Raw genomic sequence first — 26,427 nt, 5'->3', positions numbered from 1 at the left:
CAAACTGCGACAATTCTCCTATGGAAATTACCCAACAATGTGTGGTCGCACTGACCTGGACCCTGAAAGACACCCTTGGCGAAGAACTGGACGTGCTCGACGACCCGGTGGAATTCTTGGTGGGTGGCGACGATCTGCTGCACCGCATCGAGGAAGCCCTGCAAGGCCACGGCCCGGGCGCCACGCTGGCGTTGCACCTCGAGCCCGAGGATGCCTTTGGCGACTTCGACGACCAATTGCTGTTTCTGGAACCGCGCAACCTCTTCCCTGCGGAAATCGAGGAAGGCATGACGTTCGATGGCAGCGCGCTGCCCGAAGGCGTCAACCCCTCGGCGCCCCGCAGCGGGCTTTACACCGTCACGGAAATCTATCCCGAGCACCTGGTGCTGGACGGAAACCATCCGCTGGCCGGCATTGCCCTGCGGCTGCAACTGACAGTGCAGGGCGTGCGCGAAGCCACCGAAGACGAGATTGGCAAAGGCACGGCCGGCACCGGTTTCTTTCGCATTCAACCCCAGGCACCCGGCAACTCGCTGCTGCATTGAAAGGGCGGCCCTTGCAGGCCACCCATTGGCACGATCGGGTTACTGACGGGAAATCTGACCGTTGTACAGACGCACCCGGTCGCCTGGGCGCAGATCGCCCGGATTGCTCACGTCGTAGGAACGGTAGCCGCCCTGGTCGAGCTGGATCGAGATGCGGTACCCCTGCACCTCGCCGCCGCCGGTGTTGTTGCGCCCTTCAATGGCGTTACCCGCCAACGCGCCACCGATCACGCCGACCGCAGTGGCCGCAGTGCGGCCCGAGCCTCCACCCACCTGGTTGCCCAGCACGCCACCCACCACGGCGCCGAGCACGGCACCTGCGCCAGTGGTTTGCCCTTGGGTGCGTCCCTGCAGCACCTCGATATTGGCAACGCGGCCGTATTCGGTGCCCATGGGCTGGTTCGAATAGGCCGGCGCATTGCTTTGGTAGCCGCCGGAGGAATATCCGCCCGACGGATATTGCGCTGGGGACTGGGTTGGGGACTGGGTTGGGTATTGCGAGGGGTAGGGCTGCTGCGGCGCGCAGGCTGCCAGCGCTCCCAGCAAAAGGACAGAGCCCACCAGGGTGGCGGAACGTGTGATTTGGCGCATATCAGTTCTCCTTCAATATTTCAGTGGGTGCGGTGCCATGGCGCAGTCGCTCACTGCACCGCCGAATGAATCAATTGAAGCACGGGCCCGAGGCTCCCCAGGACGGCGAAGCACGAACGCACAGGTCGGCACCGGGCGCGCCGCCTTGTAGGAACGCGCCGACACGTTAGCGCAGAAACCCGCCCCCAAGCCCGGTGCCGTCGCCTACCCCTTGCCCGTGGAGCCGTAGCCGCCCTCGCCACGCTCGGTGGCCTCGAACTCAGCCACCACATTGAACTGCGCCTGCACCACCGGAACGATCACCAACTGGGCCAGTCGCTCCAGGGGCTCCAGCGTGAAAGGCACGGTGCTGCGATTCCAGGCACTGACCATGAGCTGCCCCTGGTAATCGCTGTCGATCAGGCCCACCAGATTGCCCAGCACGATGCCGTGCTTGTGTCCCAGACCCGAGCGCGGCAGGATGAGCGCAGCATAGCCTGGGTCTTTGATGAACACGGCAATGCCCGTGGGCACCAGGTGCCAGGCGTTGGGCGCCAGCACCAAGGGCGCATCGATGCAGGCCCGCAGGTCCAGGCCCGCACTGCCCGGCGTGGCATAGGTCGGCAACTGATCCGCCATGCGCGGATCAAGAATCTTCACGTCAATCTTCACTTTTTGCTTTCTCAATGCGCTGCATAGCGCGCGAAATCGCCATCGGGCGGCGTGCCGCACTCGGGCCGCGCCTGATGGAACATGCGGCGGCTCTTGAAATGCCTTGGTCAGTCGTGTTGACGCGGCAACCGCGCCGCGATCTCGGCAATCAGCTGGCGGGCCAGCACGCGCTTGGAGGCCCTGGGCAGCTCGCGATGCCCCTGCGCATCGACCAGCAACAGTGCGTTGTCGTCCTGCCCGAAGGTGGCGGGGCCAATATTGCCCACCAGCAAGGGCACGCCCTTGCGCTGGCGCTTGGCCGTGGCGTGCTGCAGCAGATCGTGGCTTTCGGCCGCGAAACCTACACAGAACAAATCGCCCACCAGCGCATGCGGCGACTGGGCCACGGTGGCAAGGATGTCGGGGTTTTCGACAAAGCCCATTACCGGCGTCTGGCCCGAGCCATCCTTCTTGATCTTCTGGGTGGACGGCGCGGCGGGCCGCCAATCGGCCACCGCCGCTGTTGCTATAAAAATGGAAGCTATCTGCGCACGCTGGTCAACGGCTGCAAGCATTTCCTGTGCCGATTTCACATCCACGCGGTGCACGCCACGCGGCGTTGGCAAATGCACCGGCCCGGCCACCAGGGTGACCTCGGCGCCGGCCTCGCGGGCTGCGCGCGCTATGGAAAAACCCATCTTGCCGCTGGACAGATTGGTGATGCCGCGCACCGGGTCGATGGCCTCGAAGGTCGGGCCGGCCGTGATCAACACCTTGCGGCCGGACAGCAGCTTGGGCGCAAAAAAAGCCACCAGCTCTTCCAGCAACTCCAGAGGTTCGAGCATGCGCCCGTCGCCCGTCTCGCCGCAGGCCTGGTCGCCGTTGCCCACGCCCAGCACCACAGCGCCATCCTGGGCCACCTGGGCCAGGTTGCGCTGCGTGGCCGGGTGGGCCCACATCTCGCGGTTCATGGCGGGCGCCAGCAGCAAGGGCACGCGCTCTTGTGGCCGCGCCAGGCACAGCAGGCTGAGCAGCTCATCGGCCCGCCCCTGCGCCAGCCGCGCCACAAAGTCGGCGCTGCAGGGCGCGATCAGAATGGCGTCGGCCTCGCGGCTCAGGTTGATGTGGGGCATGTTGTTGGGCTCGCGCGCATCCCATTGCGAGCCATGCACCGGCCGGCCCGACAGCGCCTGCATGGTGACTGGCGTGATGAACTGCGCGGCCGCCTCGGTCATCACCACCTGCACGGTGGCGCCCTCCTTGATGAGCTGGCGGCACAGATCGGCCGCCTTGTAGCAAGCCACGCCTCCGCTCAGACCCAGAACAATGTGTTTGCCAGCAAGCTCATTCATGGGCGCGAATTTAGCAGACGAAGAAAGCCCTGCCAGACAGGGCACTTGCGGGGGGCCATCTATAATCCCAATTTCCCACCACCAAAAAAGACATGACCAAATTTGTCTTCGTCACCGGCGGTGTGGTGTCTTCCCTCGGTAAGGGAATCGCCTCAGCCTCCCTTGCCGCGATCCTCGAATCGCGGGGACTCAAAGTCACCCTCATCAAGCTTGACCCCTACATCAACGTAGATCCGGGCACCATGTCGCCGTTCCAGCACGGCGAGGTTTTCGTGACCGACGACGGCGCAGAGACCGACCTGGATCTGGGCCACTATGAGCGTTTCATCGAAACGCGCATGAAGAAAACCAACAACTTCACCACGGGCAAGATTTACCAGTCCGTGCTGGAGAAAGAGCGCCGCGGCGACTACCTGGGCAAGACCGTGCAGGTCATCCCCCATGTCACCAACGAGATCCAGGAATTCATCCAACGCGGCGCCGGCGTAGGCACACCCGATGCCGTGGATGTGGCCATCGTCGAAATCGGCGGCACCGTGGGCGACATCGAATCGCTGCCGTTCCTCGAAGCCGTGCGCCAGATGAGCCTGCGCATGGGTCCCAACAACGCGGCTTTCGTGCACCTGACCTATGTGCCCTGGATTGCTGCAGCGGGCGAGCTCAAGACCAAGCCCACCCAGCACACCGTGCAAAAACTGCGCGAAATCGGCATCCAGGCCGACGCCCTGCTGTGCCGCGCAGACCGCCGCATTCCGGATGAAGAGCGCGCCAAGATCTCGCTGTTCACCAACGTGCCCGAATGGGGCGTGATCAGCATGTGGGACGTGGACACCATCTACAAGGTGCCCCGCATGCTGCACGAACAGGGCCTGGACGGCCTGATCTGCGACAAGCTGCGCCTGAACACCCCGCCCACCAGCCTCAAGCGCTGGGACGACCTGGTGTTTGAGACCGAGCACCCTCAAGGCGAGGTCACCATCGCCATGGTGGGCAAGTATGTGGACCTGTCCGACAGCTACAAGTCGGTCAACGAGGCCCTGCGCCACGCCGGCATGCGCAACCATGTGCGCGTGAAGATCGACCATGTCGACTCCGAAACCATCGAGGGTGCCGACGCCGCCGCCAAGCTCGCCAAGTACGACGCCATCCTGGTGCCCGGCGGCTTCGGCCAGCGTGGTGTGGAAGGCAAGATCGCCACGGCCCAGTTCGCCCGCGAGCAAAAAGTGCCCTACCTGGGCATCTGCCTCGGGATGCAGGTGGCCACCATTGAATACGCCCGCCATGTGGCGGGCCTGGCCCACGCCAACAGCACCGAGTTCAACCCCGCCACGCCCCACCCCGTGATCGCCCTGATCACCGAGTGGAAGGATGCGGACGGCACCATCAAAAAGCGCGATGAAAACTCGGATCTGGGCGGCACCATGCGCCTGGGCGCGCAAAGCTCGGATGTGGCGGCCGACACGCTGGCGCACAGCATCTATGGCGATGTGGTGACCGAGCGCCACCGCCACCGCTACGAAGCCAACGTGAACTACCTGGACCAGCTGCGCAAGGCAGGCCTGGTGATTTCGGCGCTGACGCAGCGCGAGCACCTGACCGAAATTGTCGAGCTGCCGCAAAGCGTGCACCCCTGGTTCATCGGCGTGCAGTTCCACCCCGAGTTCAAGTCCACGCCCTGGAACGGCCACCCGCTCTTCAACGCCTTCATCAAGGCAGCGGTCGAGCACCAGCAAGCCGCGAAAAACGCATAAGAGGACCCCACCATGCAGCTGTGCGGATTCAACGTTGGCCTCGACCAGCGCTTCTTCCTGATCGCGGGCACCTGCTCCATTGAAGGCCTGCAGATGTCGCTGGACGTCGCGGGCCAACTCAAGGAAGCCTGCACCGCTTTGGGCATTCCCCTGATCTACAAGGGCTCGTTCGACAAGGCCAACCGCTCGTCGGGCACCAGCCAGCGTGGCGTGGGGCTGGATGCGGGCCTGAAGATCCTGGACGAGGTGCGCCGCCAGCTGCAGCTGCCCATCCTGACCGACGTGCACGACGCATCCCAGGTCGCCGAGGTGGCCAGCGTGGTCGATGTGCTGCAAACCCCCGCCTTTCTGTGCCGCCAGACCGACTTCATCCGCGCCGTGGCGCAGTCCGGCAAACCGGTGAACATCAAGAAGGGCCAATTTCTGGCGCCCTGGGACATGAAGAACGTCATCGACAAGGCCCGCGCTGCAGCGGCCGAAGTCGGCCTGTCGGAAGACCGCTTCCTGGCCTGCGAGCGCGGAGTGAGCTTTGGCTACAACAACCTCGTGGCCGACATGACCAGCCTGGCCGAGATGCGCAACTCCGGCGCACCGGTGGTGTTCGACGTGACCCACTCGGTGCAAAAGCCCGGTGGCCTGGGTGCCGTGAGCGGCGGCGCCCGCGACATGGTGCCGGTGCTGGCCCGTGCCGGCGTGGCCGTCGGCGTGGCGGGCCTGTTCATGGAAACCCACCCCCGGCCCGCCGAGGCCTGGTCGGACGGGCCGAACGCCGTGCCGCTCAAGCACATGCGGGCCCTGCTCGAAACGCTGGTGGCGCTCGATGACGTCACCAAGCAAAGCGGGTTCCTGGAAAACAGCTTCAGCGCCTGATTCGCAGTATATTTTTGATAGCTAACAGCGCTTATTCCATAAGCGCTACAGGCCAAAATGGCTTGAAAAATTTAAAACTTCCCACCAAAGGAAAACCATGAGTGCGATTGTTGACATCGTAGGCCGTGAAGTGCTGGACAGCCGCGGCAACCCCACCGTTGAATGCGACGTGCTGCTTGAATCGGGCGTGATGGGCCGCGCGGCCGTGCCCTCGGGCGCCTCCACCGGCTCGCGCGAAGCCATCGAGCTGCGCGACGGCGACAAGAGCCGCTACCTGGGCAAAGGCGTGCTCAAGGCCGTGGAACACATCAACACCGAAATCAGTGAAGCCGTGCTGGGCCTCGATGCCTCCGAGCAGGGCTTTCTGGACAAGACCCTGATCGACCTCGACGGCACCGACAACAAGAGCCGCCTGGGCGCCAACGCCATGCTGGCCGTGTCGATGGCCGTGGCCCGCGCCGCGGCCGAAGAATCGGGCCTGCCCCTGTACCGCTACCTGGGCGGCATGGGCAGCGTGCAGTTGCCCGTGCCGATGATGAACGTCATCAATGGCGGCGCGCATGCCAACAACAGCCTCGATCTGCAAGAGTTCATGATCATCCCTGTGGGCGCGCCAAGCTTTCGCGAAGCCGTGCGCTGGGGCGCCGAGGTGTTCCACGCGCTGAAAAAAATCATCCACGACAAGGGCATGAGCACCGCCGTGGGTGACGAAGGCGGTTTTGCGCCCAGCGTCGAAAACCACGAAGCCGCCATCCAGCTGATCCTGCAGGCCATCGAAGCCGCTGGCTACACGGCCGGCGAGCAGATCGCCCTGGGGCTCGATTGCGCGGCCAGCGAGTTCTACAAGGATGGCATGTATGTGCTCGAAGGCGAAGGCGGCCTGAAGCTCACTGCCCAGCAATGGACCGACATGCTGGCATCGTGGTGCGACAAGTACCCCATCATCAGCATCGAAGACGGCATGCACGAAGGCGACTGGGACGGCTGGAAGATCCTGACCGAGCGCCTGGGCCACAACGTGCAGTTGGTGGGCGACGACCTGTTCGTCACCAACACCAAGATCCTGAAGGAAGGCATCGACAAGGGCATCGCCAACTCGATCCTCATCAAGATCAACCAGATTGGCACGCTGACCGAAACCTTCGCCGCCATCGAGATGGCCAAGCGCGCCGGCTACACCGCCGTGATCTCGCACCGCTCGGGCGAAACCGAAGACAGCACCATTGCCGACATCGCCGTGGGCACCAACGCCGGCCAGATCAAGACCGGCTCGCTGTCGCGCTCGGACCGCATCGCCAAGTACAACCAGCTGCTGCGCATCGAGGAAGACCTGGGCGAAATTGCCCACTACCCGGGCCGCGCCGCGTTCTACAACCTGCGCTGAGCCATGCCGTCATCCACCTGGCTTCGCTGCGCTTTCCTCACGCCTGCCTGGCGGCGTGGGGTGGCGCGCCAGCGGCTGGGTGGAACGCAAAACGCGCTTGCGTCTTGCGGGCGCAGCCGTACCATTTAGGCCATGGTGTCCCGTCTTGTGCCCGTTGTCCTGCTGGCTTTGCTGGCAGCCCTGCACGCCCAGCTCTGGCTGGGCCGGGGCAGCATTCCCCGCGTGCAGGAAATGCAGCGCCAGCTGGCCGCGCAAACGGCGGCCAACGACCAGGCCCGCCAGGCCAACGAGCGCCTGAACTCCGAGGTGCACGACCTCAAGGAGGGGCTGGACATGGTGGAAGAAAAGGCACGCAGCGAGCTGGGCATGGTCAAGCCCAACGAGGTTTACGTGCAATACACGCCCCGCTGACCCGCCGGGCCTGGCCTCTACCCATCTACCCACGCTCCCCACCGTGCCTGCGCAGCAGACCATTGCCCTGCTGGGAGCGCCCGGCACCGGCGCCCCCGAGCTGGCCGAAGCCATCAACCGACGGCTAGAAAACTTCGCGATGACGGCGCAGGTGATTGCCGTGACTGCAGTGACTGCAGTGACTGCAGTGACAAACGCCACGCAGCTGCCCACCGAAATCCGCGACACCCTGCACCGCGCCGCCACCACCTTGCTGATGGGGCTGGATACGCCCTGCCCCGCGCCCGAACAAGCCCGGCGCGAGGCCTTTGACACACAACTGCGCACCATGCTGGCACATGCCGGCGTGCGCTATCTGGTGGTGTACGGCCAAGGCGCCAAACGGATCGCAAACGCCTTGAAAGCTATTGAATCAATAGCTAAACCCGCATTACCGGCAAGCGCTTGCGACCTGCTGGAGCAAAAACCCCTGCGCCTGCGCGCCTGGGATTGCGAGAAATGCAGCGACCCCGAATGCGAGCATCGCCTGTTCAGCGCCCTCACCGGCCGGGGCGCGGCCAGCCGGGTCGGCCGGCTTACTGGATGACAGGGGGCACCGGCGGCTGGCTGACAGTGGGCGAGACAAAAATCTGCGCCGCATCCACCGCGTCAAAGCGGTATTGCTGGCCACAGAACTCGCAACCCACCTCGACGTCATCGCGCTCGGCCAGGATGCTTTCGATCTCGTCCCGGCCCAGGCTGCGCAACATGTTGCCCACGCGCTCGCGGTTGCAGCTGCAGGCAAAGTGCGGGCCGGTGGCACCCACCTGCGGCTCGAACCGCAGCAGTTTTTCTTCCCAGAAGAGGCGGCGCAGGATGGTGTCCACATCCAGGGTCAGCAACTCTTCGCGGGTCAGGCTCGATGCCAGGTGGGCAATGCGGTTGTAGTCCTCGTTCCGGCCGATCTGGTCTTCGTTTTCGCGGTGCGTCAGACCCCCAGCCAGGTTGCCCTCGCCCTTGAGGGGCATGCGCTGGATCAGCAGGCCGGCCGCCACGGTGTCGTTGGCGGCCAGCACCAGCACGGTGTCAAGCTGCTCGGATTGCAGCATGTAGTGCTGCAGCACGTCCGACAGGCGCTCCAGCTTTTCGTGGTGGTCGCCATGCAGCGGCACCACGCCCTGGTAGGGCTGCTGGCCCGGGTGCCGGTCCTTGGGGTCGAGCGTGATGGCGCAGCGCCCGCCGCCGGCCACATTGAGCATCTGGCTCAGGCGCGCATCGTCGGCCACGGGGCCGTTCACCGTGGCGGTGGCGCGCAGGCTCAGGTCAGACTGCACCTCGGCCACCGCCAGCTTGACCGGGCCGTCGCCAAACACCTGCAGCACCAGCGCGCCGTTGAACTTGATGTTGGACTGCATCAGCACGCCGGCCGCCGCCATTTCACCCAGCAGCTCGCGCACGGGCGCGGGATAGGGGCCGGTGGTGGTGTTGCTGGCGCGGCGGTGCAGGATGTCGGTCCAGGCCTCTGTCAGGCGCACGAGCATGCCGCGCACGGGCATGCCATCGAAAAGAAACTTGTGGAGTTCAGACACGCAGGGGTTCCAGAAGAAATAAGGGGCCGTAGCGGCGTTCAGCCGATTTTGCGCAGGCCGGATTGGAAGCGGCGCGCGTTGTCGATGTAGTGCTGCGCGCTCTGGCGCAGGCCTTCGATCTGCTCGGGGGTCAGTTCGCGCACGGCCTTGGCGGGGCTGCCGATGATCATGGAGCCATCCGGAAACTCCTTGCCCTCGGTCACCAGCGCGCCGGCGCCCACCAGACAGTTCTTGCCGATTTTGGCGCCATTGAGCACGATGGCGCCGATGCCGATCAGCGTCTCGTCGCCAATGGTGCAGCCGTGCAGCATGACCTGGTGGCCCACGGTCACGCGCTCACCCACCACCAGCGGCTTGCCGAAGTCGGCATGCAGCACGCTGGCGTCCTGGATGTTGCTGCCCGCGCCGATGGTGATGGCCTCCGTATCGCCGCGCACCACGGTGCCAAACCACACGCTGGCATCCTCGCCCAGCGCCACATTGCCAATCACCTGCGCGCTGTCGGCCACCCAGGCCGAGACCGCCACGCGCGGGGCCGCGCCATCGAGTTCGTAAATCGCCATGCACCACACTCCGTAAAAAAGGGATCTGCCTGTTGGTTACAACGCCGATGCTCTGGCCTTCAGCCCAACCCCACGCAGGGCCTAGAATTGTAAGGATGGAGCTTCGCCAACGTGCACTGCAGGTCTTGTGCCTCACAGACCCTGAACAAAAAGCCGCTGCAGCGCTTTCCCTTCAAGCGCAAGCAGCTACGCTTTCAATAGCAGAACAAGCCCCCACAATCCCGCCGGATGTCGGCGCCCTGCCCGGCCACCCCGAGCGACCCACCCTGCTGCGCCACACCGAGGTCGCCCGCCGCTCCCCGGCCACCGCCGAAGGGCGCGCCGTTCTCATCCATGCCATCGCGCACATCGAGTTCAACGCCATCAACCTGGCCCTGGATGCAGTCTGGCGCTTTGATGGCATGCCGCAGGCCTATTACCTCGACTGGCTGCGCGTGGCGGCCGAAGAGGCCCAGCACTTTGGGCTGCTGCGCGAGCACCTGCGCCACCAGGGGCATGACTACGGCGACTTCCCGGCCCACCAGGGCCTGTGGACCATGTGCGAGAAAACGCAGCACGACATCGTGGCCCGCATGGCCCTGGTGCCGCGCACCATGGAAGCGCGCGGGCTGGACGCCACGCCGCAAATACAGCGCAAGCTGCGCCAGGTGGGCACGCCCGATGCGCTGGCGGCGGCCGCCATTCTCGACACCATCCTGCACGACGAGGTGGGCCATGTGGCCATTGGCAACCACTGGTACCGCTGGCTGTGCGCGCGCCAGGGACTGGACCCCGAAACCCTGTACGGCCAGCTGGTGCGCCAGTACGAGGCGCCGCGGCTCAAGCCCCCGTTCAACGAAGCCGCCCGCCGCAGCGCGGGTTTTACCGAAGCCGAATTGCGGTGGCTGCAGCAGGGCTGATGCTGAGCACTGGTTCACGATCTGACACCCGCACTGCCCGATTTTTCTACAATCAATCCATGCCGTCATGGCTTTTTGGCACGCCGAAAATAGACCCACCATTCATGCCCACACACCCTGACAGCAGCGCCTCCTCGCCCCCACCGCCCCAAAGCCAATCGTCCGTCGCCATGATTGCGCGGCAGGCGATCGTGAACGCCCAGCACGTAGTGGTGGGCTATGAGCTGTTCAACCGGTCTCGCAGCGGCACTGGGCACACGGCCGCCACCGATGTCATTTTGGTGTTTACCGCCCTGTCCCATGCGGGCACCGAAGAGCTGGTGGGCAAGAAGCTCATCTTCGTCAATTGCACCCATGAAAGCCTGGCGGGCGGGCACCTCGAATTGGTGGAACCGGACAAGGTTGTCCTCGAAATTCCGCCGCTGGGCCACACCGCCGGCGCCGAGGTGGTGGCCCGCCTGCCCATTCTGGCGGCGCTGCGCGAGCGCGGCTTTCACCTGGCGTTCAACCACACGGTGCTGGAATCGGCCTACGCCCCCTGGCTGCCGCTGGCCGACTACATCAAGCTCGATCTGTCGGTGCTCGCCCTCGACCAGCTGGCCGTGCTGATCAACTATGCCGGCCGCCACTCGCAGGCCGAACTCATTGCCGAGAAGGTTGAAACCGCGCAGCAGTACGACATGGTTTCCAGCCAGGGCATCGAGCTGTTCCAGGGTTACTGGTTCGCCCGCCCCGCGCTCATCGAGGCCAAGCTGCTTCCCGCCGCGCAGGCCAGCATCATCCAGCTCATCAATCTGGTGCGCAAGCAGGCCAGCACCGATGACATTGAGGAAGTGTTCAAGAAAGACGCAGGGCTGGCATTCAACCTCATGCGGCTCATCAACTCGTCAGGCTTTGGCCTGAACCGCGAGATCACATCCTTCCGCCAGGCCGTGATGCTCATGGGCCTGAAAAAGCTTTTCCGCTGGGCGGCCCTGCTGCTCACCACATCACGCACAAGTGGCACGCCTTCATCGGTGGGCCAAACGGCCGTGGTGCGAGGACGGCTGATGGAACTGCTGGCACTGGAAACCCTGCCCCCCGAAGAGGCCGACCTGGCCTTCGTGGCGGGCATCTTCTCGCTGCTGGACGTGATGCTGAACATGCCCATGGCGTCGGCGCTCGGCCTGCTGAGCGTGCCCGATGAGGTTTCGGATGCCCTGCTGCACCGCACAGGTTTTCTGGGTGATCTGCTCACGCTCGCCGAGGCCTGCGAATCCAGCGACGACTCGGTGTTTGACCGCGCAGCCGGCACCCTGCACCTGTCCAGCCAGCAAATCAACTTCGCCCATCTGCAGGCACTGGCCTGGGCTGACCAGATCACGGACTGAGAAGGCGTGAAAACCCCGACATGCCCGCGCATCCCGCCAAAGCGCTCCCGTGCGCAGGCACGGGTCTAAAATGACCCGGAGCCCCCCAACACCCTTCACAGCGAATTCATGTCGAGCACACCAGAACCAGACACCCCGGAAGCCTGCGTCGCGGCCCCCGAGAGCATGGAGGCCGACAATCTGGCCATCATCGCGCGCCAGGCCATCGTGGATGCGAACCGCACTGTCTATGGCTACGAGCTGTTCGACCGATCCACAGCAACCGACTCCCACACCGCCGCCAGCGATGCCGCCCTGCTGTTCAATGCCTTGTCGTATGCCGGCACCGAAGCTTTGGTGGGCAAGAAGACGGTTTTCATCAACTGCACGCATGAAAGCCTGGCAGGCGGCCACCTGGAACTCATCCACCCCGACAAGGTGGTGCTGGAAGTGCCCCCGCTCGCCGACGGCGCCACGGTCGAAGACATTGAGGCCCGGGTTGCCACGCTGGATGCCTTGCGCACGCGCGGTTTCCGGCTGGCGTTCGACCAGAACGTGCTCAAGCGCAGCTATGTGTCGTGGTTGCCACTGGCAGGTTTCATCAAGCTCGACATGCAGGCCTTCAAGCCCGAACTGGCGAGCCCGCTGGTCCAATTTGCCGGCACCAACAGCCAGGCCACGCTGATTGCGGAGAAGGTGGAAACCCACGAGCAATACCAGCTGATGGCGGACCTGGGGGTCAAGCTGTTCCAGGGCTACTGGTTCGCCAAGCCCGCGCTGGTCAAGGCCACCACCATCCGCCCGTCGCAAGCCACCATCATCCAGTTGATCAACCTGGTGCGCAAACAAGCCAGCACGGCCGAGATCGAAGAGTTGCTCAAGAAAGACCCCACGCTGTCTTTCAACCTGCTGCGCTTCATCAATTCCTCGGGCTTTGGCCTGTCGTGCGAGGTCACCTCGTTCCGCCATGCCGTGATGATCCTGGGCCTCAAGAAACTGTTCCGCTGGGCCGCCTTGCTCATGACCACCTCGCGGGCCGGCGGCGCCCCGCCAGCGGCGGGAACCACTGCGGTGGTGCGGGGCCGCCTGATGGAATTGCTGGCGGCTGAACTGCTCCCCCCCGAGGAATGCGACAACGCCTTTGTGGTGGGCGTTTTCTCGCTGCTCGATGTGATGCTGGGCGTGCCGCTGGAAAAAGCCCTGGCATCGGTGGCACTGCCCCAAACGGTGACGGACGCACTGCTGCATGGCACCGGTGTATTTGCACCGTTTCTCGAACTCACACGCGCTTGCGAAAGCGGCGACGAAGTGGCCTTTGCCAAGGCAGCAGAGGCGCTGCACCTGTCCAACCGCCAGGTCAACTGGGCCCACCTGCAGGCCCTGACCTGGGCCGAGAGCCTGGGCGAGGCTTAACCCGGGCCCACTCACCCCCGCGGATGGTGGCTTGCGTGCAGCGCCTTCAGGCGTTCGCGCGCCACATGGGTGTAGATGGTGGTGGTGGAAATATCCACATGGCCCAGCAGCAGCTGCACCACCCGCAGATCGGCACCATGGTTGAGCAGGTGGGTGGCAAAGGCATGGCGCAGCGTGTGCGGCGACAGGGGCACGGTAATGCCCGCCACCGCCGCCCACTTCTTGACGATCATCCAGAACATGACGCGCGTCATGCCCGCTCCGCGCTGGGTGACAAACAGGTCCTCGGTCTGCTGGCCGCCCAGAATCACGCCGCGCGATTCGTGCAGGTAGCGATCGATCCACAGCCGCGCTTCCTCACCAAACGGCACCAGGCGCTCCTTGCTGCCCTTGCCCATCACCCGCAGCACGCCTTCATTCAGGCCAAGCTGAAAGGTCTTGAGCGTGACCAGCTCGGTCACCCGCAGCCCGCTGGCATACATCAGCTCCAGCATGGTGCGGTCGCGCAGGCCCAGCGGGGTGCCCACATCGGGGGCGTTCAGCAGCGCCTCCACCTGTGCCTGAGACAGGGTTTTGGGCACGCGCAGCGGCTGGCGTGCCGCCTGCAGCCGCACCGTGGGATCGGCGCTGATGCGCCCCTCGCGCAGGGCCCAGTGAAAGTAGCGCCGCAGCACCGTCAGGCGCCGGTTGGCCGACGTGGCCCGCGTCTGGGCATGGCGCTCGGCAAAGTAGGCCTGCAGGTGGTGCTCGGCCGTGTCATCCAGTGCCAGCCCAGGCTGCTGGCCGGCCAGCCAGGTGGCATACAGCGTGAGGTCGCGCCGGTAGGCGGCCAGCGTGTTGCGTGCCAGGCCGTCCTCCAGCCACAGGGCGTCCACAAAGGTATCGATGGCGGTCAAACTGGCAGCAAGCATCTAAAAACGATAGCACGTAAAAAAGCCGCCCAGATTGCGGGCGGCTGGCGTGGCAAGGCGTGCAGTTAATCCAGCGTGAGCTTTTGCTTCGCCACCACATCCTTGTAGACCGCGTATTCGGCTTTGATCTGCGCGGCAAACTGGTCGGGGGTGTTGCCCACAATGAGCGAGCCCGTGTCTTCAATGCGTTTTTTCACGGCCGGATCTTCCAGGGCCTTGCGCACGGCGGCGTTGACCTTGTCGACGATGTCCTTGGGCAAGCCCTTGGGGCCCACGATGCCGTAGTAGGCCATGCGGTTCACCGGCTCCAGGCCCAGCTCCTTGAAAGTGGGCACATTGGGCAGGGACGGCACGCGCTGGGATGCTGCCACCACGATGGGCACCAGGCGGCTTTCCTTGATGAAGGGCAGCGCCGAAGGCAGGTTGTCAAAAATCATGGGCACCTGGCCGGCCACGGTGTCGTTCAGGGCGGGGCCTGCGCCCCGGTAGGGAATGTGCGTCACAAAGGTGCCCGAGAGGTTCTTGTACAGCTCCATCTGCAGGTGGCCAATGCCGCCGGTGCCCGAGGACGAGTACGAGTACTTGCCGGGCGACTTCTTCAGCTCGGCCACGAAGGCCTTGTAATCCTTGGCCGGGAAGCTGGGATGCACCGCAATGATGTTGGGCGTGGCGGCGATGTTGATGATGGGCGTGAAATCGGTCAGCGGGTTGTACGGCGTCTTGGGGTTGATGGCCGGATTGGCTGCCGTGGTGGACACCGTGGCAATGCCAAGCGTGTAGCCATCGGGGGCCGACTTGGCCGTTTCATTGGCGCCCACGATGCCGCCGCCGCCCGATTTGTTTTCCACGATCACGCTCTGGCCGAGCGCGCGGCCCAGCGGGTCTGCAATGACGCGGGCGATGATGTCGGTGGTGCCGCCAGGTGCAAACGGCACCTGCAGCTTGATGACCTTGGTGGGATAGCCCTGGGCCGCGGCGGCGCCCGTAGCGGCCGCAAGGGTGAGAGCGAGCCATTGACGACGGTGCATTCGATTCTCCTTTTTGGGGGTTACAAGTCTCCATGTTATGCGCATTCACCAGCCGTCCTGTCCAAAGATTCCCCATAGGGGCTAACCCGCAGAAAGCAGCGCCGTCAGGTATTCTCGGCTCCGTGAATTACGCCCAACTCCTCCTCCCCGACTTCACCCTCATCCTCTTCGGCTACCTGGTCTGCCGCTACACCGCCCTCAACCGCTCCGTCTGGCAGCCCGTGGAGAGCCTGGTGTACTACCTGCTGTTTCCCGTGCTGCTGTTCCAGTCCATCGTGAAAAGCCCGGTGGACATCCGCGCAGCGTCGGGCCTGATCAGCGCAGGCGTGCTGTCGGGCCTGGCCGGCATTGCACTGGCCTACAGCCTGCCGCACTGGCCCTGGCTGGGCCAGCGCATCGACGCCCGCGACCACGCCGCCAGCGCGCAGGTGGCATTTCGCTTCAACTCCTTCATCGGCCTGGCTCTGGCCGAGCGCCTGGCCGGCGCGCAGGGCCTGCTGATGATTGCCGTGCTGATCGGTGTGTGCGTGCCGCTGTTCAACGTGGCCGCCGTGTGGCCCATGGCGCGCCACGGCCAGCACGGCTTTGCGCGCGAACTGCTGCGCAACCCCCTGATCGTTGCCACCGCCTCGGGGCTGGTGGCCAACCTGCTGGGCTTTCGCATTCCCGATTGGCTGGAACCCACGGTAAGCCGCATCAGCGCGGCCTCGCTGGCGCTGGGCCTGATGGCGGCGGGCGCGGGCATGCAGTTCGGCCTGCTCACGCGCAGCAAGACGCTGAGCATCGCCGTGCTGTCGATTCGCCACCTGGTGCAGCCGCTCATCGCCTTTGCCATGGCCCAGCTGTTCGCGCTCAACCCGGTGCAGACCACCGTGCTGCTGGCGTTTTCGGCCCTGCCCACCGCGTCCACCTGCTATGTGCTGGCGGCGCGCATGGGCTACAACGGGCCGTATGTGGCGGGGCTGGTCACGCTGTCCACGCTGCTGGGCGTGGTGAGCCTGCCTTTTGCGCTGGGGTTCTTGCGCTGACGCCTGCCGCCAGCGACGCAAGCACTATCAATTAAATAGCTACCAGCGCTTATACACAAAGCGCCAGAGGTACTTTTCACTCCAAATCAAGCGCCCACGTCACATGCTCGCGCACCAGCGCACTGGCGTCCTCGGCGCGGGACTGCAGCGCCGCGCGCACCCCGGCATCGCCCGTGGCACGCAGCGCATTGCCCAGCGCCACCGCGACGTTGCGCAGCCAGCGTTCATGCCCGATGCGGCGGATGGGGCCGCCCTCGGTCATGCGCAAAAAGGTGGCCTCGTCCCAGGCAAACAGGTGCACCAGCTGCTGGCCCGCCAGCCCCTTGCGCTCGTCAAAATCCGGCAGGCGGCTGACCTGCGCAAACTTGTTCCAGGGGCAGATCAGCTGGCAATCGTCGCAGCCATAGATGCGGTTGCCCATCAGCGGGCGCAGCTCCAGCGGAATCGGCCCGGCGTGCTCGATGGTCAGGTACGAGATGCAGCGCCGCGCATCCAGCCGGTGCGGCGCAATGATGGCCTGCGTGGGGCACACGTCCATGCAGGCGCTGCAGCTGCCGCAGTGCGCCGTGACGGGCTCGCTGGGCGGCAAGGCCATGTCCACGTAGATCTCGCCCAGAAAGAACATCGAGCCCGCTTCGCGGTGGAGCACCAGCGTGTGCTTGCCGCGCCAGCCCTGCCCGCTGCGCGCGGCCAGTTCGGCCTCCAGCACCGGCGCCGAATCGGTGAACACGCGGTGGCCAAAAGGCCCCACGGCCTCGCCAATGCGGTCGCTGAGCTTTTGCAGGCGCGCGCGCAGCACCTTGTGGTAGTCGCGCCCCCGCGCATAGACCGACACAATGCCCTCTTGCGGGCGCGAAAGGCGGGCCAACTCGACGGCCTGCCAGCCGCCTTGTGCCTGCTGGGGCGCTGGTGTGAAAGTGTCGCGCGGCAAATAATCCATGCGCGCGGTGATCACGCTCACGGTGCCCGGCACCAGCTCGGCCGGGCGGGCGCGCTTGAGGCCATGCGCAGCCATGTAATGCATGTCGCCATGGAACCCTTGGGCCAGCCACTGCATCAACCCCGGCTCGGCGGCAGACAAATCCACCCCCGCCACGCCAATTTGGGAAAATCCCAGTTCACGGGCCCACTCCCGCATTTGAGGAACGAGTTGACTGTTGCACCACATATCGGCCGGATTGTAGAAACCTCCGCCCCACAAGCGCCTGCCGACGGCGCCCGCGTGCTGACCTGGCACAGCGAGGACGACACTGCGGCGTTTGCCAGCGCCTTGGCCGCACAGCCCCTGCTGGCCAATGCCTTCCTCACGCTGCATGGCGATCTGGGCGCCGGCAAGACCACGTTGGTGCGCCACCTGCTGCGTGCACTGGGCGTGCAGGGCCGCATCAAAAGCCCCACTTATGCCGTGGTCGAGCCGCACGAGGCGCCGGGCCTGCCCCCCCACGCCACGACGGTGTGGCACTTCGACTTCTACCGCTTCGACGACCCGCGCGAATGGGAAGACGCGGGTTTCAGGGATATTTTTGCCAGCCCGGGCCTCAAGCTGGCAGAATGGCCCGAGAAGGCTGCAGCGCTTACCCCGCCTGCCGACCTTGCTATACACATTGAAGCAATTGACGAAACCGAAAGGCAAGTCACGCTGCTTGCCCACACGCCCCTGGGCCGCAGCCTGCTGCAAGGAATGACCGCATGACACCCGCCCCAGACCGGCCACGGCACGCAACACCGTCCGCAACGCCGTCCGCACCCTCGCGCCGCACCCTGCTGCAGGCCGGCAGCCTGGTGCTGCTGCTGGGCGCGCAGCAGATTGCGCGGGGTGCCACCATTCTGGCGGTGCGCGTGTGGCCGGCGCCCGAGTATTCGCGCGTCACCATCGAATCCGACGGGCAACTCACCACCAAGCCATTTTTTGTCACCACCCCGCCGCGCCTGGCGGTGGACATCGAAGGCATCGACCTCAGCCCCGAGCTGCGCGAACTGGTGGCCAAGGTCAAGGCCGATGACCCCAACATTGCGGGCATCCGCGTCGGCCAGAACACGCCGGGCGTGGTGCGCCTGGTGATCGATCTCAAACAGGCCGCCAAGCCCCAGGTGTTCACGCTGGCGCCCGTGGCCGCCTATGGCCACCGGCTGGTGCTCGACCTGTACCCCGCCGAGCCCGTGGACCCGCTGGAAGCCCTGATTGCCGAGCGCCTGCGTGATGCGCCCGCCGCCGCCACCACCACCGCCCCCCCTTCACCCACCGTGGCCCCAACGCCTGCCAGCACCGTGGCGGGCGCGCCGCCAACGGCCACGGCCGCCCTGCCACCCGCCGACAAAGACCCGCTGGGCGAGCTGATGGCCCAGCGCGCCACACGCGCGCTGCCGCCCGAGGCCCCGCAGGCCGTACCCGCCCCGGCAGCAGTCGCCACCGCCGCCGCGGCACAGGCACAGCCCCCCGCACGCAGCCCGGCCAGCCCCCGGGCCACAGCCACCCAAACCGACCGCATCATCATCGTGGCGCTGGACCCGGGCCATGGCGGCGAAGACCCCGGCGCCATCGGCCCCGGTGGCACCCGCGAGAAAGACGTGGTGCTGCGCGTGGCCCACCTGCTGCGCGACCGCATCAACGCCACCACCGTGGGCGGCAACCCCATGCGCGCCTACCTCACGCGCGATGGCGATTTTTTCGTGCCGCTGGGCACCCGCGTCGAGAAGGCGCGGCGCGTGCAGGCCGACCTGTTTGTCAGCATCCATGCCGACGCCTTCACCACACCCGCCGCGCGCGGCGCCAGCGTGTTTGCGCTCAGTCAAAGTGGCGCCTCCAGCACGGCGGCGCGCTGGCTGGCAAACAAGGAGAACCAGGCCGATCTGGTGGGCGGCATCAACGTGCAGTCAAAAGACCAGCATGTGCAGCGCGCCCTGCTCGACATGAGCACCACCGCGCAGATCAACGACAGCCTGAAACTCGGCACGGTGCTGCTCGGCGAAATCGGCAATGTGGGCAAGCTGCACAAGCCGCGCGTGGAGCAGGCCGGTTTTGCCGTGCTCAAGGCCCCCGACATCCCCAGCGTGCTGGTCGAAACCGCCTTCATCAGCAACCCCGAGGAAGAAGCGCGCCTGCGCAGCACCGCCTACCAGGTGCAACTGGCGGATGCGCTGATGCGCGGCATCACACGCTATTTCGCCAAGAACCCGCCGCTGGCGCGCAGCCGGTCGGTGTAGGGATGATCCGTTGACCAGGCTGCACAGGAGACCCCATGGCACTTACCCACACCCCTTCTGGTCAGGTCGTCAGTGTGCTGCCCCTTGGCGACCGCCTGGCACAAGCCACCACCAGCGCCCTCCTCAAGGCGGGCCAGCTGGAAGTCATGCGCGTGGTGCTGCCCGCCGGCAAGCGCATGCGCGAGCACCAGACCCCCGGTGAGGTGACCGTGCAATGCATTGAAGGCACGGTGGAGTTCAAGGCCGGCGGGGCCACGCACCTGCTGCATGCGGGCGACCTGGTGCACCTGCAGCCACGGGCATTGCACGCGCTGACGGCCGTGGAAGACGCCTCGCTGCTGGTCACCATCTGCCTGGCGCCGGGCTGAGAGGCTGAGAGTCTTTCATCCATGCCCGCCTTGCACGCCAAAACACACCGGCTCGTCGTTGCAAATACTCGCCATAGCCCGAGCTATGGCTGTGTTTTGCGCCTAGACCCGGCGCGTTTTGACGCGCCTTTCGGGCACGGCCGAAAAACGCTCAGCCTCTGAGCGCCAACGCGCCCCACGGGCCCCTGTGCCGGGCGCGCCCTGCTCGCCTCTCTGCCTTCTGTCCTACGCCGGCTGGCCGGTGCTTCCTACAGCGCCCCATGCGATAGCGCGCGATAGTGGACCTGTGCCCCGTGGCGGCCCTGACTGCGTTGCCAGTCCCGGTCGTGCCACACACCATCCAGCCAAAGGACCCCTACCATGAACATCCGTCTTACCGTTATCGCCTCTGTCATTTGCGCCGCCACCCTGGCCCTGGGCGGCTGCGCCTCCAATCCTTCCAATGCCCAGATCGGGACCGGCGTGGGCGCCGTGGTGGGCGGGGTTGCCGGCAATGCCGTGCTCGGCGGCACGCTGGGCACCGTGGGGGGCGCCGCAGCCGGCGCCCTTATCGGCAATGAAATCGGCAAAGACCGCGATCAAAGCCAGCCCCGCCGTTAAGCCATCGGCTTGAAAAGAAAAAAGCGTGCCTGGCGCGGAATCACTCCGCGCCAGGCACGCTTTTTTTTACTGTTCAGGCCGCGTTGGCCTTGCGGCTGGCGCGCCAGGCGCCAAACGCCGCGATCAGGCCGGGAATCAAGACCAGCGCCAAAATGATCTGGCCCAGGTTTTCCTTCACCCAGGCAAAGTTGCCAAAGAAATACCCGGTGGAGCAGAGCCCCAGCACCCACAGCAAGGCCCCGCCCACATTGAAGGCAGTGAACTTGCCCCGCCCCATTTGCGCCACACCGGCCACGAACGGCGCAAAGGTGCGAATGAACGGCATGAAGCGCGCAATCACGACGGTAATGCCGCCATAGCGCTCGTAAAAATCATGGGCCTGGTTGAACGCACGGCGGTTGAACCAGCGCGAGTCTTCCCACTGGAACACCTTGGGGCCGAAATACCGGCCAATCGAGTAGTTGCACTGGTCGCCCAGGATCGCCGCCGCAATCAGCACGGCGCAGGCCAGCGGAAAACTCATCATCCCGGCCCCGCACAGCGCGCCCACGATGAACAGCAGCGAGTCGCCCGGCAAAAACGGCATAACCACCACGCCAGTTTCCACAAACACAATCAAAAACAACAGGGCATACACCCAGGCCCCATAGCTGGCGACAAAGGCTTCGAGGTATTTGTCGACATGCAGGATGAAGTCGATCAGAAAGGTCACTAATTCCATGGGGGGGGTTCCGGCAAGACAAAGGCAGCGTGCATTATCCCCACCGGCCCGCGTCGGCCCGCGCGATGCCCCTTCTCGCCCCCGCCCTAAAATCGCCCGGTGAACGACGCCTTGACCTCCCCACCGCCCCGCCGACCCATCCGCGACCTGCCCGACGAGCTCATCAGCCAGATCGCCGCCGGCGAAGTGGTGGAACGCCCCGCCTCCGTGGTGCGCGAACTGGTGGACAACGCGCTCGACTCGGGCGCCACACAGATCACCGTGCGCCTGCTGGCCGGCGGCGTGCGGCTGATCGCCGTGGAAGACGACGGCTGCGGCATTCCGCACGATGAGCTGCCCATTGCCCTGCGCCGCCACGCCACCAGCAAGATCACCAGCCTGAACGACCTGGAAACCGTGGCCACCATGGGTTTTCGGGGCGAGGCGCTGGCGGCCATTGGCTCGGTGTCGGAGATGGCGCTGCTGTCACGCCCCGCGCACCAGACTGGCGCCTTCCTGCTGGATGCCCGCAGCGGCGAGCTGCGCCCGGCGGCGCGCGGCACCGGCACCACGGTGGAGGTGAAAGAGCTGTTTTTTTTCACCCCGGCGCGCCGCAAGTTCTTGAAGACCGACGCCACCGAGCTGGCCCACTGCATTGAATCGGTGCGCCGCCATGCGCTGGCGCGGCCCGATGTGGGCTTTGCCATCTGGCACGAGGGCAAGCTGGTCGAGCAATGGCGCGCCACCTTTGTGCCCGGCGATGCCAACATGCAGGACGCCCTGGCGCGCCGCCTGGCCGATGTGCTGGGCGAAGATTTTGTGGCGCAATCCGTGGCCGTGCAGCACCGCGCCGGGCCCGTCACCGTGACCGGCCGTGCGGGCCTGCCCGACGCCGCCCGCTCGCGCGCCGACCAGCAATACTGCTATGTCAACGGCCGCTTCGTGCGCGACAAGGTGCTCACGCACGCGGCGCGCAGCGCCTACGAAGACGTGCTGCACGGCCACAAGCAGCCCGTGTATGCGCTGTATGTCGAGATTGACCCGGCGCGCGTGGACGTGAACGTGCACCCCACCAAGATCGAGGTGCGCTTTCGCGACAGCCGCGAGGTGCACCAGGCCGTGCGCCACGCGGTCGAAAACGCGCTGGCCGCGCCGCGCGCCGCAGCACTGGCCGCCGCCGCTGCCCCCCCTGTGCAGACCGAGTTAGGCACAAAAGATTTCAAGCAAAAACAGCCTCCAGCCCAAGCGTGGCAAGCGCAGGCAGCTATCAAATTTGAAGAGCGCGGCCACCATGTGGCGGACCTTCAGGCACTGTGGGGCCACACGGCAATGCCTGCAACGCCGCCGACAGAGCCCCAGTGGGCACCCCATGCGCCCGCAGCGGCGTGGATGCACGCAGCGGCATCCACCGCCCCGCCTGCAAACACTGGCGGCCCAGACGGCACCCCGGCGAGCGCCGCAGCAACCCAGGCGACAGGCAGCCACACCGAGGCCACCTGGCCCTTGGGCCGCGATGGCAATGCAACCGCTTGGCCCCTGGGCCGCGATGGCAATGCAACCGCTTGGCCCCTGGGCCGCGATGGCAACGAAACCGCTTGGCCCCTGGGCCGCGCGGTGGCCCAGCTGCATGGCGTGTACATCCTGGCCGAAAACGCGCAGGGGCTGGTGATCGTGGACATGCATGCCGCCCACGAGCGGATCGTCTACGAGCGCCTCAAGGCCCAGGTGGACAGCGGCGCGCGCATTGCCAGCCAGCCGCTGCTGATACCCGCCACGTTTGCCGCCACGCCCGAAGAAGTGGCCACCGCCGAAGAATCCGCCGAGGTGCTGGCCACGCTGGGCCTGGAAGTGGTGCCCTTCTCGCCCAAGACCCTGGCGGTGCGCGCCGTGCCCACCACACTGGCCACAGCGTCAGGTTTTGGCGACGCCGTGGAACTGGCCCGCAGCGTGCTGGCCGAGCTGGCCGCCCACGACGCCAGCACCGTGGTGCAGCGCGCGCGCAATGAGATTTTGGGCACCATGGCCTGCCACGGCGCGGTGCGCGCCAACCGCAAGCTCACCATCGACGAGATGAACGCTCTGCTGCGGCAGATGGAAACCACCGATCGCTCAGACCAGTGCAACCACGGCCGCCCCACCTGGCGCCAGCTCTCGATGAAAGAGCTGGACGCGCTGTTCCTGCGCGGACGATAGTCGGCCACGACACAAAGAGAAAGGCCCGCAATGCGGGCCTTTCTCTTGATCTTCCACCGAAAACAGCTCAGTTGTCGCGCGCGGCCTTGGCGTTGTCCGGGAAATCGCTGAACACTCCATCCACACCCAGGTTGTAGAACAGCTTGTATTCGGCCTTGGGGTCGCCCTTGAAGTCCGATGCCAGGCGCTTGGCCTCGCTGCGGAAGGTGTAGGGGTGCACCATCAGGCCGGCGGCGTGGGCGTCTTTGACCACGTTGGTGGGCGCCATCGCGCAACATGCACGCGCACCAAAACAGATCACCAACACGCACCAAAAACTGGCATTTCGCATGAACAATGCCCCACCATCGTGCGCAGTTATGCATGAGCACATGTCTTTTTGACATAATTCGGGGCCGCAACGCCGCATTCTTCGTTTTTTTGCACAGAAAGTCTCTTTTCCATGAAGTACGAGTCCGTCGACAGCTTCCTCGCGCAGGTCGCACAGCGCAACCCTGGCCAACCTGAGTTTCTGCAGGCTGTCACCGAAGTCATGGAAAGCCTGTGGCCCTTCATCGAAAAGCACCCCCGCTACGCCGAGCACGGCCTGCTGGAGCGGCTGGTGGAGCCCGAGCGCGTGGTGATGTTCCGCGTGTCGTGGGTGGACGACCATGGCGCCGTGCAAGTCAACCGCGGCTATCGCATCCAGCACAGCATGGCCATTGGCCCCTACAAGGGCGGCCTGCGCTTTCACCCCTCGGTGAACCTGTCGGTGCTCAAGTTCCTGGGGTTCGAACAGACCTTCAAGAACGCGCTGACCACGCTGCCCATGGGCGGCGGCAAGGGCGGCTCCGATTTCGACCCCAAGGGCAAGAGCCCCGGCGAAGTCATGCGCTTTTGCCAGGCCTTTGTGTCGGAGCTGTTCCGCCATGTGGGCGCCGACACCGATGTGCCAGCCGGTGACATTGGCGTGGGTGGCCGCGAGGTGGGCTACATGGCCGGCATGTACAAGAAGCTCAGCAACCGCGCCGACTGCGTGTTCACGGGCAAGGGCCTGTCGTTTGGCGGCTCGCTGATCCGCCCTGAGGCCACCGGCTACGGCACGGTGTACTTTGCGCAAGAGATGCTCAAGACCCGCGGCCAGTCGTTTGATGGCAAGACGGTGTCGGTGTCCGGTTCGGGCAACGTGGCGCAATACGCCGTGGAAAAGGCCATGTCCCTGGGTGCCAAGGTGGTGTCGGTGTCCGACTCCAGTGGCACGGTGTACGACAAGGACGGTTTCACGCCCGAAAAGCTGGCCATCCTGATGGAAGTGAAGAACCACAAATATGGCCGTGTCAACGACTACGCCCAGCTGGTGGGCGCAGAGTTCCAGGCCGGCAAGACGCCATGGCATATCCCCGCGGACGTGGCCCTGCCCTGCGCCACGCAAAACGAGCTCAACGCCGCAGATGCCGCCACCCTGATCAAGAACGGCGTGCTGTGCGTGGCCGAAGGCGCCAACATGCCTTCCACCATCGAAGCGGCCAAGGCGTTTGAAGCCGCTGGCGTGCTGTACGCACCCGGCAAGGCATCGAATGCCGGTGGCGTGGCCACCTCGGGCCTGGAAATGAGCCAGAACGCGGCCCGCCTGTGCTGGCCCGCCGAAGAAGTGGACGCCCGCCTGCTGCAGATCATGCAAGGCATCCATGCCGCCTGCCTGAAATACGGGCAGCGCGCCGACGGCACGGTCAGCTACATCGACGGCGCCAACATCGCCGGCTTTGTGAAGGTGGCCGACGCCATGCTGGCACAGGGCGTGGTGTAAGCCACCCACGCGCATTCGCGCACCCAACCCAAGGGGCTTCGGCCCCTTTTTTATTGCTCGGGGGTGATGGCAGGCTATGCTCCCATTCGATACAAATTGCCACAAGTCACGGGATTCACAGTGGAAATATTCAGCTTTCTGAACGCCATGGTCGAAAAGGGCGGTTCCGACCTGTTCTTCAGCGTGGGTGCGCCCGTCAACCTCAAGATTGAGGGCGTCACGCATCCGCTGAAAATGCCTGCGCTGCACCCCGGGCAGGTCAAGCAGCTGGCCTATTCGGTCATGAACGAAAAGCAGATCAGCGAGTTCGAGGCCAGGATGGAGATGAACCTCTCCATCTCGGCCGAAAACCTGGGGCGCTTTCGGGTGAATGTGTTTGTGCAGCGTGGCGAAACCGGCATGGTGATTCGCTACATCAAGAACAAGATTCCGCCGCTGGCCGCGCTGGGCCTGCCGCCGATCCTTGAAAAACTCGTGCTGCGCAAGCGCGGGCTGGTGCTGGTGACCGGGGCCACCGGTTCGGGCAAGTCCACCACACTGGCCTCGATGATCAACTACCGCAATGAAAACGTGACGGGGCACATTCTCACCATCGAAGACCCGCTGGAGTTTCTGCATGCCCACAAGCGTTCGGTGGTGGACCAGCGCGAAGTCGGCATCGACACCCTGTCGTACGAAGAGGCGCTCAAGAATGCGCTGCGCGAGGCGCCCGACGTGATCATGATCGGCGAGATCCGCGACCGCAACACCATGAAGCAGGCCATTGCCTATGCGGAAACCGGCCACCTGTGCCTGTCCACGCTGCACGCCAACAATGCCAACCAGGCGATGGAACGCGTCATCAACTTCTTCCCCGAAGACGCCCACCACCAGCTGCTCATCGACCTGAGCCTGAACCTGGCGGGCGTGGTGTCGCAGCGGCTCATTCCGGGGCTGCACGAAAAGCTGGTGCCCGCGGTCGAGGTGATGCTCAACTCGCCCTACATCTCCGACCTGATTGCCAAGGGCGAGTTCTCGGGCATCAAGGAGACCATGGGGCGCAGCACCGAAATCGGCATGTGCACCTTCGACCAGGCGCTGTATGCGCTCTACACGGATGGACGGATTTCGCTGGAAGAGGCCCTGCACAATGCCGATTCGCGCACCGACCTGGCGCTGCGGGTGCGGCTGGCTGCTGGCGTAAACACATCGGACGCGGGGGAGTTGTCCATCGACACGTCCACACCCTTCCAGTCGGCGTCGCGCCTGTCCTGAGCACGCCATCCGGCGGTGTGCGCCGGGGC

At 65.2% G+C, this 26,427-nt stretch carries 26 protein-coding genes and 1 pseudogene; 17 read left to right on the top strand and 10 right to left on the bottom strand.

The annotated features are described in order from the left end of the window. The first annotated feature begins 20 nt into the window (after window positions 1–20). Window positions 21–545, top strand: coding sequence for an FKBP-type peptidyl-prolyl cis-trans isomerase (locus CCX87_RS05905; RefSeq protein ID WP_087744571.1), 525 nt, complete (start codon window positions 21–23; stop codon window positions 543–545). Between the two features lie 39 nt (window positions 546–584). Here CCX87_RS05905 and CCX87_RS05900 read toward each other — a convergent pair whose 3' ends face one another. The 3 genes from CCX87_RS05900 to coaBC form a co-directional block, all read right to left on the bottom strand. Beyond that, window positions 585–1,136: a glycine zipper 2TM domain-containing protein gene (locus tag CCX87_RS05900; RefSeq protein WP_087744570.1), complete on the bottom strand. Its 552-nt coding sequence runs from the start codon at window positions 1,134–1,136 to the stop codon at window positions 585–587. Window positions 1,137–1,340: 204 nt separating this feature from the next. Further along, a complete protein-coding gene (gene dut / locus CCX87_RS05895; RefSeq protein WP_087748198.1) occupies window positions 1,341–1,787 on the bottom strand; it encodes a dUTP diphosphatase in 447 nt (148 codons plus the stop codon). 107 nt (window positions 1,788–1,894) lie between these two features. Further along, window positions 1,895–3,118 carry a bifunctional phosphopantothenoylcysteine decarboxylase/phosphopantothenate--cysteine ligase CoaBC gene (coaBC, locus tag CCX87_RS05890; RefSeq protein ID WP_087744568.1) on the bottom strand — a complete coding sequence of 408 codons (1,224 nt, stop codon included), beginning with the start codon at window positions 3,116–3,118 and terminating at the stop codon, window positions 1,895–1,897. Window positions 3,119–3,210: 92 nt separating this feature from the next. Between coaBC and CCX87_RS05885 the strand changes: the two genes are divergently transcribed. The 5 genes from CCX87_RS05885 (at window position 3,211) to CCX87_RS05865 (ending at window position 8,120) form a co-directional block, all read left to right on the top strand. After that, window positions 3,211–4,869, top strand: a complete 1,659-nt coding sequence (locus CCX87_RS05885; RefSeq protein ID WP_087744566.1) for a CTP synthase — start codon at window positions 3,211–3,213, stop codon at window positions 4,867–4,869. A 12-nt stretch (window positions 4,870–4,881) separates the two neighbouring features. Then, window positions 4,882–5,739: a 3-deoxy-8-phosphooctulonate synthase gene (kdsA, locus tag CCX87_RS05880; RefSeq protein ID WP_087744564.1), complete on the top strand. Its 858-nt coding sequence runs from the start codon at window positions 4,882–4,884 to the stop codon at window positions 5,737–5,739. Window positions 5,740–5,836: 97 nt separating this feature from the next. Next, window positions 5,837–7,123, top strand: a complete 1,287-nt coding sequence (gene eno, locus CCX87_RS05875) for a phosphopyruvate hydratase (protein ID WP_087744563.1) — start codon at window positions 5,837–5,839, stop codon at window positions 7,121–7,123. A 132-nt stretch (window positions 7,124–7,255) separates the two neighbouring features. Continuing rightward, window positions 7,256–7,534, top strand: a complete 279-nt coding sequence (locus CCX87_RS05870; RefSeq protein ID WP_087744560.1) for a septum formation initiator family protein — start codon at window positions 7,256–7,258, stop codon at window positions 7,532–7,534. Between the two features lie 43 nt (window positions 7,535–7,577). Next, window positions 7,578–8,120: a hypothetical protein gene (locus tag CCX87_RS05865; protein WP_087744558.1), complete on the top strand. Its 543-nt coding sequence runs from the start codon at window positions 7,578–7,580 to the stop codon at window positions 8,118–8,120. On the opposite strand, the gene hslO is transcribed toward CCX87_RS05865, so the two are convergent. Together hslO and CCX87_RS05855 are read right to left on the bottom strand one after the other, a co-directional pair. Further along, window positions 8,110–9,102, bottom strand: coding sequence for an Hsp33 family molecular chaperone HslO (gene hslO / locus CCX87_RS05860; RefSeq protein WP_087744556.1), 993 nt, complete (start codon window positions 9,100–9,102; stop codon window positions 8,110–8,112). The genes CCX87_RS05865 and hslO overlap by 11 nt on opposite strands. Before the next feature lie 38 nt (window positions 9,103–9,140). Beyond that, the gene (locus CCX87_RS05855) at window positions 9,141–9,665 is read right to left on the bottom strand and encodes a gamma carbonic anhydrase family protein (protein WP_087744554.1); all 525 of its coding nucleotides are present in this window, start codon (window positions 9,663–9,665) and stop codon (window positions 9,141–9,143) included. Window positions 9,666–9,760: 95 nt separating this feature from the next. Between CCX87_RS05855 and CCX87_RS05850 the strand changes: the two genes are divergently transcribed. The 3 genes from CCX87_RS05850 to CCX87_RS05840 all read left to right on the top strand — a co-directional run bounded on the left by CCX87_RS05850 (window position 9,761) and on the right by CCX87_RS05840 (window position 13,326). After that, a complete protein-coding gene (locus tag CCX87_RS05850) occupies window positions 9,761–10,564 on the top strand; it encodes a ferritin-like domain-containing protein (RefSeq protein ID WP_087744552.1) in 804 nt (267 codons plus the stop codon). A 104-nt stretch (window positions 10,565–10,668) separates the two neighbouring features. Continuing rightward, on the top strand, window positions 10,669–11,934 hold the full coding sequence (locus CCX87_RS05845; protein ID WP_087744550.1) for an EAL and HDOD domain-containing protein: 1,266 nt from the start codon (window positions 10,669–10,671) through the stop codon (window positions 11,932–11,934). Between the two features lie 108 nt (window positions 11,935–12,042). After that, entirely contained in the window at window positions 12,043–13,326 is a 1,284-nt protein-coding gene (locus CCX87_RS05840; RefSeq protein WP_087744548.1) for an EAL and HDOD domain-containing protein, read from the top strand. An 11-nt stretch (window positions 13,327–13,337) separates the two neighbouring features. Here the strand turns inward: CCX87_RS05840 and xerD are convergent, their stop codons facing one another. Next, entirely contained in the window at window positions 13,338–14,237 is a 900-nt protein-coding gene (gene xerD, locus CCX87_RS05835) for a site-specific tyrosine recombinase XerD (RefSeq protein ID WP_087744546.1), read from the bottom strand. Between the two features lie 65 nt (window positions 14,238–14,302). Then, on the bottom strand, window positions 14,303–15,265 hold the full coding sequence (locus tag CCX87_RS05830; RefSeq protein WP_087744544.1) for a tripartite tricarboxylate transporter substrate binding protein BugE: 963 nt from the start codon (window positions 15,263–15,265) through the stop codon (window positions 14,303–14,305). A 122-nt stretch (window positions 15,266–15,387) separates the two neighbouring features. On the opposite strand from CCX87_RS05830, the gene CCX87_RS05825 reads away from it, so the two are divergent. Next, a complete protein-coding gene (locus CCX87_RS05825; protein WP_087744542.1) occupies window positions 15,388–16,293 on the top strand; it encodes an AEC family transporter in 906 nt (301 codons plus the stop codon). Window positions 16,294–16,369: 76 nt separating this feature from the next. Here the strand turns inward: CCX87_RS05825 and queG are convergent, their stop codons facing one another. Then, window positions 16,370–17,431 (bottom strand): tRNA epoxyqueuosine(34) reductase QueG, encoded by a 1,062-nt coding sequence (queG, locus tag CCX87_RS05820; RefSeq protein WP_087744540.1) that lies wholly within the window; start codon window positions 17,429–17,431, stop codon window positions 16,370–16,372. A gap of 12 nt (window positions 17,432–17,443) precedes the next feature. Between queG and tsaE the strand changes: the two genes are divergently transcribed. The 4 genes from tsaE to CCX87_RS05800 all read left to right on the top strand — a co-directional run bounded on the left by tsaE (window position 17,444) and on the right by CCX87_RS05800 (window position 20,465). Beyond that, window positions 17,444–17,986: a tRNA (adenosine(37)-N6)-threonylcarbamoyltransferase complex ATPase subunit type 1 TsaE gene (tsaE, locus tag CCX87_RS05815; RefSeq protein WP_087744538.1), complete on the top strand. Its 543-nt coding sequence runs from the start codon at window positions 17,444–17,446 to the stop codon at window positions 17,984–17,986. Beyond that, window positions 17,983–19,497 carry an N-acetylmuramoyl-L-alanine amidase gene (locus tag CCX87_RS05810; protein WP_087744536.1) on the top strand — a complete coding sequence of 505 codons (1,515 nt, stop codon included), beginning with the start codon at window positions 17,983–17,985 and terminating at the stop codon, window positions 19,495–19,497. Before tsaE ends, CCX87_RS05810 begins: the two co-directional genes overlap by 4 nt. A gap of 35 nt (window positions 19,498–19,532) precedes the next feature. Then, window positions 19,533–19,865, top strand: coding sequence for a cupin domain-containing protein (locus tag CCX87_RS05805; RefSeq protein ID WP_087744532.1), 333 nt, complete (start codon window positions 19,533–19,535; stop codon window positions 19,863–19,865). 360 nt (window positions 19,866–20,225) lie between these two features. Beyond that, window positions 20,226–20,465: a glycine zipper 2TM domain-containing protein gene (locus CCX87_RS05800; RefSeq protein ID WP_087744530.1), complete on the top strand. Its 240-nt coding sequence runs from the start codon at window positions 20,226–20,228 to the stop codon at window positions 20,463–20,465. 73 nt (window positions 20,466–20,538) lie between these two features. On the opposite strand, the gene CCX87_RS05795 is transcribed toward CCX87_RS05800, so the two are convergent. Continuing rightward, window positions 20,539–21,186, bottom strand: coding sequence for a DedA family protein (locus CCX87_RS05795; protein ID WP_087744527.1), 648 nt, complete (start codon window positions 21,184–21,186; stop codon window positions 20,539–20,541). A gap of 99 nt (window positions 21,187–21,285) precedes the next feature. Between CCX87_RS05795 and mutL the strand changes: the two genes are divergently transcribed. Further along, complete coding sequence (gene mutL / locus CCX87_RS05790; protein WP_087744525.1) at window positions 21,286–23,358, top strand: DNA mismatch repair endonuclease MutL; 2,073 nt, start codon at window positions 21,286–21,288, stop codon at window positions 23,356–23,358. A 67-nt stretch (window positions 23,359–23,425) separates the two neighbouring features. On the opposite strand, the pseudogene CCX87_RS05785 reads toward mutL, so the two are convergent. Beyond that, window positions 23,426–23,626, bottom strand: a pseudogene (locus tag CCX87_RS05785) (glycerophosphodiester phosphodiesterase family protein); the annotation flags it as partial. A 174-nt stretch (window positions 23,627–23,800) separates the two neighbouring features. On the opposite strand from CCX87_RS05785, the gene gdhA reads away from it, so the two are divergent. Further along, the gene (gene gdhA / locus CCX87_RS05780; protein WP_087744523.1) at window positions 23,801–25,144 is read left to right on the top strand and encodes an NADP-specific glutamate dehydrogenase; all 1,344 of its coding nucleotides are present in this window, start codon (window positions 23,801–23,803) and stop codon (window positions 25,142–25,144) included. 120 nt (window positions 25,145–25,264) lie between these two features. Continuing rightward, window positions 25,265–26,398 (top strand): PilT/PilU family type 4a pilus ATPase, encoded by a 1,134-nt coding sequence (locus CCX87_RS05775; RefSeq protein ID WP_143218432.1) that lies wholly within the window; start codon window positions 25,265–25,267, stop codon window positions 26,396–26,398. The last annotated feature ends 29 nt before the right edge of the window (window positions 26,399–26,427 follow it).

This window comes from Acidovorax sp. T1 (genome assembly GCF_002176815.1).
GTDB lineage: Bacteria > Pseudomonadota > Gammaproteobacteria > Burkholderiales > Burkholderiaceae_C > Acidovorax.
This window is presented reverse-complemented; position numbering and strand designations above follow the sequence as displayed.